We start from the raw sequence: 12,403 nt of genomic DNA, 5'->3' as shown, positions 1-12,403 counted from the left end.
TGGAAGTCTCTTAACTTTCAAATAAGGCTTGCGAAGGTTTCTTTTCATGAGCGATAGACTGTATCGGTAGCATGAGGGTAAACGTCGTGCCCTCCCCAACTATTGAGCTAACCTCAATGCGTCCATCGTGTTGCTCCATAATTTGTGCCGTAATGGCCAATCCTAACCCTGTGCCATCGCCTGCTTTTTTGGTGGTAAAAAACGGCTCAAAGATATGATTTAAAACATCCTCTTTAATACCAGATCCATTGTCTATAATGCGTACCACAACAGACTTCTGTGCCTTATCCACAGACGACGTGACTTGTAATGTCCCTTTATGATCACTCGGTATGGCTTGGGCGGCATTATTAAATAGGTTTAATAGTACTTGGTTGATTTGCGAAGGATTACATTGAATCAGCGGCAGCTCGGCTAAATTGGTTTTGACGTCTAGCGTTTTTAAGTGATTGCGAGCCATAATCAATGAGGTATTGATACACTCATTGATATCGATATCTTTCACCTTAGATTCATCAATTCGAGAAAAATCGCGCAAGCTGACGACCAGTTCAGCAATTTGATCAACACCATACAGTCCGTCCTTAATCAGATTGGCCAAATCTTCACTGACTTCATCTTCTTTAATCTCGTCACAGCATTGTAGAGTATGCTCTATTAGCTGCTTGACTTGCTCTTGGTTGATAGTTGGCGCTTTTAACGCCTGCAATAATTGATCTGTATGCTGTAGCAGCTCATCAAAACGAACAAGATTATCGCCGACCAGCTCCATGTTACTACGCACGTAGCCCAGCGGCGTGTTGACCTCATGTGCCACGCCTGCCACCATTTGACCTAATGTAGCCATTTTTTCGGAGCGCACCAGATGCACTTGTGAGGCTTTTAACTCATCCATGGCTTGCTGCAAGTCTTGCGTACGGGCGGCGACTTGTTTCTCTAGATGAACATTGATTTCGGCAAGTGAGCCTTCATTTTCGACGACGCGGTCGATCAATTGATTGGTCTGCTCACTGATGATTTGAATTTCGCTGACATTTGAGTGTGGCAGTTTAAGCGCGCTTAATTGTTGATACTTTTTTTGCTCAATCAATGCGCCCATATCAGCCACTGCTAGTGCCATATGCTTTAGCGGTCGCGTAAAGTAGCGACGGAACACCCATGCGGTCAACAACAAGATAGGAATAAAGCCCAGTAGCATGGTTTGAATCAGCTGGTTCGACAATGCATTTGCCACGCTCATCATGTCATTATTGGGCTTGACGATGACCATCTTCCAATAGGTAAACGGCATACGAAACACAAAGGCGGTGGCAGGCTGCTGCAACACAAAATCATTGGGCACAGCGATGGTCCCAATCAAGTGACTGTCTACCAAATTAAATGTTTGGTCAATATTTAATAGCAGTAATGCTGACAGTAACTTGGATTCTTGTTCGCCGATTTTATTCAGGTTAGTCGTACTCAAAATACTACGTGCCGCGAGCGTATAACGACCTTCATCTTTGGCAACGGCCTCATCAATGAGTGTTTGGTTAATATCATCTAGGCTGTCCGCAATAGGTGCAAAGGTAGGGTTTTTCTCGGCCAATTGATGCGCAGTTACCATCTCGCCTTGGGGGTTATTCTCAGTCACTTGCGTGACTATAGATTGATCAGGAAAGGTCAAAAATCGATTGTCCAAGTCTACCAAAAAGACATAACCACCCAGCTTATCTTGCCACTTTTTCATGGCGTCATCGAGGTTATCTAATAGCAGATTAAAACTCACTACCCCATCAAAAGCCTGATTGCGACTGTCATACAATGCCTTGGCGCAAGTCATCATCGGCTGATTGCTTTGCGGATCGACATAGGCACGGCTCCAGACACAGTGGTCATGGCGTGCGTACATCGCAGGAATGTACCACCACTCTCGATAATAGGGACTCGGCGTTTGGCGCACTTGATTATAATACTCTAACGGCTGCATGTTTCCTGAGTCATCACGCGCCCACACAAACGACTGGCGCTCTCGGTTTTGAGCATACATATTTGGATCAAACCACACGCCGCCGCCCACAATCCGTTGATCGGTTTGTTGCATGAGATTGCCAAAGGTTTCTTTATAAAGGCGGTCTTCTTTTGGCAACCCGCCAGCCATCGCACTGGCTGCCTTTGCCAGCCCGTCGACGTGGCTGATATTCGCCATAATGCTATTAATGGCTTCGTTACCCGTTTCAACTACCGTCTCTGAGGTCATCTCCAGTATGCGCGGCTTAGCTTGGGTTTCGATAACCCAGTAAACCATCAGGATAATTAGTAAAAAAGCCAATGCTAAAATAATCAGCATACGTGTGGAAATACTACCAAGCCGACCAGCAACACTCATAGATAAACCTTATATTGATGCGTCTACCATCATCAATGAATCACTTAATGAATAAAGACATCAGTGATACGCAACCACCATTTATAGTGGGCTCAAGGATACGATGCCGTCATGACAATATGATGACAAAAGTTTTGTTTTATCAGGTGTTAACCAGTAGCTTTTAATTTTAGCGATAATTGTGTTGATGTTAGGAGATATAATCCTGCCAGCATTTGTCTTTGCTAATTGCTTAGTGTAAATAATGATATACAGCTTATTGATGACATAGCCGATGAGCACTTTAATATATAAATTCTATACCTCCTTATTAGGAAAAATGGTGTCAAAATTCTGATAGGGTGTTTATATAGACAATTTTGTTAGGGTTTGAATCGAATGCAGAATTTGCTACGGTTATAAATACTGAAGACTTGTTGCAAGCGCTTTAAGAAAAACCTTTAAAAACATCATCCTCTAGCTCTAGTGATTCCTGCCCCGTCTGTGCTGCAACGATAATACCTTCACCAAATACAAATAGAGTGTCAGATTTCTGCTTAGCGTTTTCCAAACTTATCTGTTTAAACTTATCAAACAGCCATTGCCTAACCTTAGTCTTATGCTGTTTAGCTATTTGATGCGGCGAAGACCCAGTATCTGAATACTCTGCGCAAGCATTAATAAACATACAACCATAAAAATTCTCTGATAATGTCCAGTTTTTTATGAAGACTAAATAGCACCTTGCAATATCTGCCACATCTTTGATCTCAGAATTGTCGAAGTAATTGTTTAATTGATTCATAAACATATGATGACGATATTCAAGCACTGCTTCGATTAAACCCTCTTTATTACCAAAATGAGCATACAAAGTCCGCTTGGTAGTCCCTGCCTGCCTTGCTAAAAGCTCCACTCCACTGTCGTGAAAGCCTTGCTTGTAAAAGATCTCATAACTTTTTTGTAGAATAGTATCTCGTAATTCCATTAGTTGGTCCTCCCGTTTTTTCGTTCCTATTATTTTATTCAATAAAAAACTATGATTTACGTATACCGTTCGGTATACTTAGCTAATATACTGATCAGTATATCAGTAGTGACGTCTTCTCATTGTTTAATTGTTATAGGAATAAGTATGCAGTCGTTTTTTAATTGGCATAAGTTGAGCGGTCAAGGCAGTCAATGCCCAAAAAGATTACCTTTATCGATGATAGTAATCGCTTGGTTAGGCGGCACCATTGCAACAGCAACGCTTGCTATATTAGGAAGCTCAATAGAACTCGTTATGATTCTAGGTTCATTTGGTGCCAGTTGTTTATTAATATTTGCCTATCCCGCCAGCCCTTTTGCGCAGCCAAGAAACGTCATAGGCGGGCATGTTATTGCGACCTTTACGGGACTGGTATTTATGACATTATTTGGTATTCACTGGTGGAGTATGGCAACCGCTGTAGGCACTGCCATTGCGCTCATGCTAGTGTTTAGAATGCCGCATCCGCCTGCGGGTTCCAATCCTTTGATAGTCATGCTTGGGGCGGTAAATTGGAATTTTTTATTAACACCTACCCTGCTTGGTTCAATCGTTTTGGTAATGATAGCGCTGATTTATAACAATTTGGGTAAGGGTAGACAGTATCCGACCTATTGGTGGTGAACTGTCTTTAGCAAATGCAAAATATGTAGGTTTAATTGTTTAAATACTTCCTTAACCATGCCAAAAAGTCATCGCCAGTTGTTGATACATTAAGTCGGAGATGGTTTGAGGCGCGGGCATCTGGATAAAATAATTGCCCTGGTGCGACCAGCCAGCCTTCTTTGTAGGCATCTAGTGCCAGCTGGCTCGTATCTTGCCCCGTGTCTACCCAAACAAAGAGACCTGCTTGTGTATGCTCAGGGTAGATAAGTCCTCTCTTTGGTAATGCGTTGCGCATTCTTTCATGAGCGCTATATAAATGCTGCTGCACTTTTTTAATCTGCCGACGATACTCACCATGCGTCCATAAATGATGGCAAACTCGTTCACCAAACTCTGGCGTGTTTGAATTACTCAAGGTTTTCATACGTAATACATTATCAATATGCTTATCAGGACAGACCAACATGCCGACACGCCAGCCGGACGCCATCGACTTTGAAAACCCTGTCGCATAAAATACCCGTTCAAACTGATCAAGACTGGCATAACGCAATACTTGACCACCCGGTACGAATGCAGCGTATAAATCATCTTCAAAAATATAAGCGTCGTACTCATGAATAAGATTGAGTACTTGGTGCGCGCGCGCAGGATGTAGATTATAGGAGGTCGGGTTATGTAGCACACTGTTGGTCAAATAGAGCTTAGGGCGATGCGTGGCAAATAGCCTTTGCATGTGCTCGATATTAGGCCCTTGATGATCACGTTCTACAGAGACGACGTTTAAGCCCTGCTGTTGCAGGCAGCTCGATAGCCAATACCAGCCCGGTCCATCAACCACCACCGTATCCTCAGCTTGAGTAAGCAGCCGCGCAACCATGTTCACGGCTTGCGACACTCCTGCTGTAGTAATCACATGGTCGGTATTAGTTTGCATTCCCAGCGTATGCAGGTGTTGAACCAGCTGCTGACGTAGCGGTAGATAGCCGTGAACATTGCCATAATCATAGATAAAGCTATCGGCTTGCTGGGTGACCTGCCGTATGGCCCATTCCATCTTATCATTACGTATCCAGTCTCTCGGTAATGTTCCCACTCCTGGCGAGCGATGATGCGGAATATCACTAAAGACTTGCTGTACCAGCCAGCGCGTATCTATTACTGGGTGCTTAACGACCACTCTTTTATCATCATTGGGCTGGACTACTTGTGCTTGCGTATTGACATAATAGCCCGAGCTGGGTTTGGCGATTAATACGCTGGTAGCGACCAGCTGTTCGTAAGCTTGTACCACCGTAAAGGTTGATATATTTAATAGTTTCGCTAACTTTCGCACCGAGGGTACGCGCTGATTGGGCAGGTAAATCTGCCAGTCAATACGCTGCTGTAGCCATTCAGCGACGGCAGCAGTTTTGGTTAAATTAGGATTGAGTGTATAGGTTTCGACCATAATGAAGGACGCCTATTTTTATATGAGGTTTATGAATACAAGAAGTGTCATGCTGGGAATAACTATACACTTTGTTCACCATAAGTGAAACTGTATCGGGTCTGTTATGGACATTTAAACTATAGTTGAGTATATCAACAATGAATAATTATTTAGGATAATCCTATGACCCCAATCCACATTGCCTTAGCCGTATTGGTTACCTTTATATGGGGCGTGAACTTTACCTTTATTGCATGGGCGCTTGAAAGCTTTCCACCATTAATGCTCACTGCCCTACGCTTTTTCTTTACCGCTGTGCCGTTGGTTTTATTCCTCAAACCACCTAAATTCAACCGTACGCTATTTATTTATGCGATCGGCACCTTTGTCATGCAGTATGCTTTTGTATTCACCGCCATGCATTTGGGTGCATCGGCAGGATTAACAGCGCTGTTGTTGCAAGTTCAGATCTTTATTACCGTATTACTGGCTTTTGTCATACTGGGTGAAGCAGTGAGTCGCATGCAGATCATCGGTATGGTAGTCGGTGTGCTAGGACTGGGTGTCATTGCGTTAAACCTTGGCGGTGATATGCCCTTGGTTGGCTTTATCTGCATACTGATTGCAGCCATAGGCTGGAGCTTTGGAAATATTGCTTCAAAACAGGCCTCAACGCAGCAGAGTACCAGTAATATTTCTACTGCCTTGCCTGTCAATAGCAACAATAAAGCTTCAAATAAGACATCGGCACTGTCGGCGCTAGCACTGGTGGTATGGGGCGGTCTGATCGCCTGTGTGATTTTGACGTTATCTTCTCTACTATTCGAAACCGAAGCATGGCAGTTAGCGACGTTCACGCAAGCATCGCTCAAGTCTTGGCTATCGCTTGGTTTTATAGTCTATATCTCAACCCTGATTGGCTTTGGACTGTGGGCACATCTGCTGGCGCAAAATACCGCCTCCAAGGTTATGCCCTTTGCTCTACTGGTGCCCATATTCGGTATGGCGACCTCAGTGCTGTTCACAGGAGAGGTGGTGACGTGGTGGAAGATGCTAGCGATGATGCTCATCCTATCTGGATTGATATTGGCAAATGTGAAGATAGGACTGGGAAGGAAGGCTATTCTTACTTAGTAGCGGATAACACGGCGCATTTATTGATAACGACTGAATTGAAGACGCGCCCTAGTAAAAGGCAATAAATAGACATCTAAACACTATATTTTAACTGCATTTTAACTGTCTTTTTTGACCACACGCTTTAATGATGCCGGATACTGCTTAAGTAAAGACGTAGGACGTATAGGGCGGCTAGTTAAATTACCACCACAATTAGGACAATAGTTATTTAAAACATTAGCCGCACAAGAGGTGCAAAACGTACATTCAAAGCTACAGATCATCGCATTTGTAGCATTAGGCGGCAGGTCCTTATCACAGCGTTCACAATTGGGTCTTAGCTCAAGCATATTGTCTTCCATTTTCAGTAGTAGTATTAAATAATATCAAATAGAGAGACTTTATTTCATTTTTATCATCATTTTTAAAATGAGGATACGCCCTAAATAAAAAAGCCTTTCATACTATCCAACAATTAGTATGAAAGGCTTTTTTTAGTGCTTATTATTCAATAATCGACGGTATAGCTTAAGCCATAGGTGGTGCCTGATGCCGGTAAGCGGTTCAGGTCTCCGTAAGTGGTTTGATGATAGACTGTTAAATAGTCCTTATTGAGCAAGTTATAAACACCATAATCTACTCGTCCGACTGGCATTTTTACTTGTCCCAATACATCAAGTGTCATATAGCCGGTGACAGGCAAGGCACTAGAGTCAGGGTCTTTTTGTTGATCTTTAAAGGCTTCATCATCGCCGCCTATCGCTAATGCCTGCAAGCGGACATTGCTGCCTTCATCAAAGTTGTATTGCGCAAATGCGGTACCTTTTAGCGGTGTTAGACGTACTGCATCTAACTCCAACCAGTCACCATCTTTGTCATACTGACCACGGGTATAAGCGACACTACCGCCCACTTGCCATTTATCACTAATGTCGTGACTGAGCGACCCTTCAACGCCATAAACACGCTCATCAGTATCGACAACTTCCACGGTATAACTGTCAGTAAAGCGCACTACTTTGTCTGACTCGTTATAGAATCCACTCAAGCGCGCTGCTGTATCGCCATGCTTGCCTTGCCAGCCAAATTCATAGTTATTAATCGCAATCGGTTGTACGTTGTCTGAGTTGACCACAAAACCTGCACGCACATCACGCAGCGCACGCTGGATATCCGCTGTCGTAAACCCTTGTGAAAAATTGGCAAATATCTGGTCATTTGGGGTTAACTGATAGCTAGTACCGAGATTGAACAAGGTTTTGTCGTGATCTGTACTGCCTTTTTCTACGTCGCCTGCTTGATAGTCAATGCCATAAGCTGCGCTTGTCCCACTGATACGAGGGTCGTTAAAATATTCTTCAAGCAGCTGCTCATAGATGGGCGTAAAAGCATCGGTTTCTGACTTAAGCTTTTGATAACGCACGCCAGCACTGGTATGCCATTTGTCAGTGATGTCTACATCTGCATTGACAAAAGCGCCCCATTTATCGATGGTAGTATCTGGTCCACCATTATAAGTAAGCCCATTGGTTTGGGCGGTCAAGCCATTACTGGCAAGAAAGGTGTTTAGGTTTTGACCATAATAGGTCTGCTCACTGTTTTCACGTTCGAAATCAGCACCATAGCTAAACAGTGTCTTTTTTCCTGCGATTTCGGTTTCGGTTTGCATGGCTGCCCGCAAACCCATTACTTCGATATCAGCTTCTGACTGGGTTACAAATACTGCAGCACTGGTAAGCTTGTTCACGGTTTTTTCATCAGTTAGACCATTGGCTTGCCATACTTCAGCAGCTTGTTTATCTGCTGTCTTAGCAGAAGGGTAAAAGCGACCTTTTTCGTCTCTATAGTAACCAGTCAAGCTTAAGCTAGAACCTGAGCCCACAAAATCATCATCACTGTAACTTAAATTTACCGAGCTTTTTTCAGTATAAGGCTCATTTTTTACATTGGCGCCATCAATAGCTTTTAGAGAGGGTATCTCGCCGAACAATACTCCCAAACCATCACCATAGTCTGGGCCGTAGTCCGTATCCTGCTCATCTTTATAGTAAGTCACTGCAAGGTCAAGACGTTGGCTGTCAGTGAGCTCTACACCTAAGCTACCATTAACACTTAGCGATTCGGTATCTTGTTGGTCCGTTTGGTTCACATCTGGGCTGATACGGTTGCCTTTGCTATCGAACTTTCCGCCTTTGCTATCGTAATCAACATCTAGACGACCATACACTCGCTCGCCGCCATATCCTAAGGTTTGTCCTACATGATAACCCAATGAGTCTGACTCAAAGCCACGACTGCTACTGACGCCGACTCTGGTTTGTCTGATAGGACCATAACCGACCAAAGATTTGGTCACGAGATTGATAAGACCACCTGCCGCGCCAGCACCATAGATACTGGTAGCACCTGAGAGTACCTCTACCCGCTCAAGCTGTGCAGAATCAATACTATTTAGCTCACGTGATAGGCTACGTGAACTGCTCAATGGCACCCCATTCAGCAAAAACTGTACTGGACGGCCGTGCATGGTCGTACCATAGTTACTGGTTGAACCGCTACTGGCACCTAGGCTTGGAATCAGCTGAGCCAATATATCACCAGTGGTACGGTCACCCGTTGCCTGCATCTGAATCTCATTTTCAGTAATCACTTGCGTAACGGCTGGCATCTCACTGATTTTTTGCGCCAATGCCGTACCTGTTCTGGCCTTAGCAGTGACATTGATAGTGTCTAAAGTCACATTGGGAGTTTCAGTTGATGCCGAACTTGATGTTAAATTTGAGGCCAACGCTTCTGACGTAGCCGCATTGACAGCAAAGCCCGTAGTACTGACATCGGTTTGTGCATATAATTGCTGACTAATGCAAAGAGTAAGAACGGATAGAGCAACTTGATGATGGCTTTTCATATTTACTTCACTTAGTTGGATAGTCAAATAGTGGTATCAGTTATATTTAGCTAACAATACTGTGTGTACTAACTTTGTGAACGATATTGTAAATGATAATCGTTTTTATTTCTATATGTATTTATACTTTATTAGTAAGTGCTTACTTATGATGATTCTGGGTTCAGCTGAAAATCTAATTTTTGATAACGTCACTAGGACACGCCCTAGCTCTCAAACAACTTATCCAACTGATTATTACGATACGCCTCAAAAAATAGCTGAAACTTTATCTCATCTGCTTTGTGCTTCTTTTGACAATCTGGTAATAGCTGCTGTGCCACATTGATGGGCAACACGAAGATGCCATCATTATCCATAATGGCGATGTCTCCTGAACGAATAGCTGTAGTCTGCTCACCAAAGCGATAGCAAATATCGGACGCTAACTTGCCTTGTGATTGGTTGCTCTTGAACGTAGTTATAGCGCTGATACCTTGTGCAAATACCGGAAAGCCTAGCTGCTGAATTTGGAGCGAGTCAGTCGCCTGTCCAATGACAATGACCGCCGATAGCTTCTCATAGATAGCGGCGCAAGTGCGCAATGCTCCCCAACATGCTTTAATGCCTAATACCTGAGCATCAATACATAACACATCATTTGGCGCTGCTTGAATCAATGCCTGGTTGATCACATCCGTGTTATCAGAGGCTAGCTGGACTGTTAACACTCGGCCTACTATGGTAGCCGTGCAGGGATTGAGAGGCGTAATATCTGGTAAATACCCTTCCCCAGTCAGATGACCAATGGTTGAGGTACCTATCTCTTTATAACCGTCTATAAGTTCGCGAATATCAATATCATTCATTATGTTCTCATTATGGTATTTCATAATTTTAACTGCTTTCCTTGATACGCTTGAACGGGTTGATTGTTTTACTTTCTCCAGCTGGCATACTGCCATGAGGGTCAGAACCACGGGCAATCACGGGCAATAGCAATGTTTTATGCGGATAATGTGAACCATTCAATAACTCGTCACGAATAACCTGACGTTGATCATCATCAAAATCGATGGTTACCAAAGACTGCTCAATACTCATCATTGCCTCGTGCCACAGAGTATCTTCATTGATATGATAATGCTCAACCAATGACTCGATAATCGCCCGAATATTAACTAATAACCCTAGCGACTGTAGATAAAATATCAGCGCTTGCGGCGTCTCGCGATATAGACGGTTTTTAAAATCTGGCGGGCTTAAATACTCAGGATCTGATATTTGATGACGTGCCAGCCATGGTAGATGGATGCGTACGGAATCATGATCACGCAATAACAGACTTGTAAAACGATTGTCTTTTAATACGATAACAATATTTTGCCCATGCATCTCAGGTGCGAATCCTAGGCGTAAACAGCGCAGCATCGTACCCAAAAATACATCACAAAGATTCTTAAAGCACGCTATGACAGCGGGTTTTTTATTCTGTGGCAATTTTTCTTGAGCACTGTCCTGACTACTATTCTGGTTAGTACTATGAATGCCCTCCTGAACAATCCCGTCAAAAATGTGATGGCTGACACCTTGCTTATAGACCAACATACCCAAGCTTGCCATGGGTAACAGTTGAACCTTATCGTCACACAAATCTGCTGGTAATTGACGTAGCATCGCGCCTAAATGAGTGGGTTTTTCTTGATAAAATTGCGGATTAATAGCGCTTTTATCATGCAAATGAGACGGAGACATATAACCCCACCATAGGCGCTCATCCCATAACCGTAACTGTGCTGATAGTACAGGGTCTAACGTTCTTGCCTGCATCAATATGGCTTGGTTTTTTTCACCATTAATTAGCTTGAGGGCTGGCAAGTAGCGTTTTGAGTTTAGTGCATATACACCTATAGGCAGCTTAATACTATTTGGCGTATCAGCATCAATTAACATACTGCGCATGGATGAGCTGGCATAAGTAATTAGCTCGTCAAACTTGAGGGCGACAACTGTGCCATTGGCAAGATCGTCGGCATACATCTCATCAATCACATGAATCATTTGCCAAGGGTGTACGGGCATCGCAATGTGCGTATCCGCTATGCCTTTGTCATCTAGCTCTCGCATCAACTTCTGCTGCTGCATAGTATCCAAAAGATATTTCGCTGGATTTTGCGTTGTTGTGTCTTGAACATGCTCTGCCACCATGACATGGCTGTTGGCGATGGCGACCCATACCAGCTTGATAGGCTGATTAAACTCTGCCATATAGCGTTTATACTCTTGTGAAGTAAAGTTCAACTTGCCTTTTGCTAATGGATGAAACGGACGATCCATCAGTGAGGCCCACTGCTCCGCTGCAATCAAGGTTTGATGCCAATGCGGATTCTGACATACTGTAGTCGTGATGTTTGCCACTGCTGACTGTTGCTGCGCTATAAAAGAAGCCTCTAAGCTTTCCTTTAGCTTTAAGACACCGACGTCAGATAAGCTGTCACTGTCCATCATTAATAAAAAGATGTCTAACAAGTGCTGTGCTGAGCTTACTGGTTCTAGCCAAGCATTTTCTACATAATGGTTGTTATTGAGATTGTCCTTAAGGTTATGTATGACAGGCAGACAAGATTTAGACAATCGCCACGGTGACGCATAAGCAGGCTCTATCAATAGTAATAACTGTCTATTTTGGTCAACTTTCATTACCATTAATGGGTTATCTTGGTCAAAAAAATCTTGATACTGCTGTGGTAGTGATTCTAAAAATTGATGCGCATCTTGAGCTTGTGACGTTTGATGATTTGCCAAGTACTCAGTGGTGGTTGTCACTTGAATAAGATGCTCATCCACCCACTGCTCTAATAGAAAGCACTCTACCAAATGGCTAATCAGCGACCATTGGATGGCCTCGATATCTGGTTCAGGATTTACATCAAGATGGCTGTTTTGCGCAGAAGTTTGCACAGGAAATAAGGTATGCATCGT

The 12,403-nt window shown here is 43.4% G+C and carries 9 protein-coding genes; 2 read left to right on the top strand and 7 right to left on the bottom strand.

All coding sequences use genetic code 11. From position 1 onward, the window contains the following. Nucleotides 1–10: 10 nt before the first annotated feature. Both JMY08_RS03560 and JMY08_RS03555 read right to left on the bottom strand, forming a co-directional pair. Complete coding sequence (locus JMY08_RS03560) at nt 11–2,368, bottom strand: PAS domain-containing sensor histidine kinase (protein ID WP_201590614.1); 2,358 nt, start codon at nt 2,366–2,368, stop codon at nt 11–13. 427 nt (nt 2,369–2,795) lie between these two features. After that, on the bottom strand, nt 2,796–3,335 hold the full coding sequence (locus JMY08_RS03555; RefSeq protein WP_201590611.1) for a TetR/AcrR family transcriptional regulator: 540 nt from the start codon (nt 3,333–3,335) through the stop codon (nt 2,796–2,798). Between the two features lie 147 nt (nt 3,336–3,482). On the opposite strand from JMY08_RS03555, the gene JMY08_RS03550 reads away from it, so the two are divergent. After that, nucleotides 3,483–4,001: an HPP family protein gene (locus JMY08_RS03550; RefSeq protein WP_201590608.1), complete on the top strand. Its 519-nt coding sequence runs from the start codon at nt 3,483–3,485 to the stop codon at nt 3,999–4,001. 31 nt (nt 4,002–4,032) lie between these two features. Here JMY08_RS03550 and JMY08_RS03545 read toward each other — a convergent pair whose 3' ends face one another. After that, on the bottom strand, nt 4,033–5,433 hold the full coding sequence (locus JMY08_RS03545; protein ID WP_201590605.1) for a PLP-dependent aminotransferase family protein: 1,401 nt from the start codon (nt 5,431–5,433) through the stop codon (nt 4,033–4,035). A gap of 165 nt (nt 5,434–5,598) precedes the next feature. Between JMY08_RS03545 and JMY08_RS03540 the strand changes: the two genes are divergently transcribed. Continuing rightward, on the top strand, nt 5,599–6,549 hold the full coding sequence (locus JMY08_RS03540; RefSeq protein ID WP_201590602.1) for an EamA family transporter: 951 nt from the start codon (nt 5,599–5,601) through the stop codon (nt 6,547–6,549). Between the two features lie 101 nt (nt 6,550–6,650). Here JMY08_RS03540 and JMY08_RS03535 read toward each other — a convergent pair whose 3' ends face one another. The 4 genes from JMY08_RS03535 to JMY08_RS03520 form a co-directional block, all read right to left on the bottom strand. After that, nucleotides 6,651–6,884, bottom strand: coding sequence for a DUF1272 domain-containing protein (locus JMY08_RS03535; RefSeq protein ID WP_201590599.1), 234 nt, complete (start codon nt 6,882–6,884; stop codon nt 6,651–6,653). A gap of 158 nt (nt 6,885–7,042) precedes the next feature. Next, nucleotides 7,043–9,442 carry a TonB-dependent receptor gene (locus JMY08_RS03530; protein ID WP_201590596.1) on the bottom strand — a complete coding sequence of 800 codons (2,400 nt, stop codon included), beginning with the start codon at nt 9,440–9,442 and terminating at the stop codon, nt 7,043–7,045. A gap of 206 nt (nt 9,443–9,648) precedes the next feature. Next, entirely contained in the window at nt 9,649–10,290 is a 642-nt protein-coding gene (locus JMY08_RS03525; RefSeq protein ID WP_201590581.1) for an RraA family protein, read from the bottom strand. Nucleotides 10,291–10,318: 28 nt separating this feature from the next. Then, on the bottom strand, nt 10,319–12,400 hold the full coding sequence (locus tag JMY08_RS03520; RefSeq protein WP_201590578.1) for an IucA/IucC family protein: 2,082 nt from the start codon (nt 12,398–12,400) through the stop codon (nt 10,319–10,321). Nucleotides 12,401–12,403 lie beyond the last annotated feature (3 nt).

Source organism: Psychrobacter sp. Pi2-51, from assembly GCF_904846665.1.
Classification (GTDB): Bacteria; Pseudomonadota; Gammaproteobacteria; order Pseudomonadales; family Moraxellaceae; genus Psychrobacter; species Psychrobacter glaciei.
This window is presented reverse-complemented; position numbering and strand designations above follow the sequence as displayed.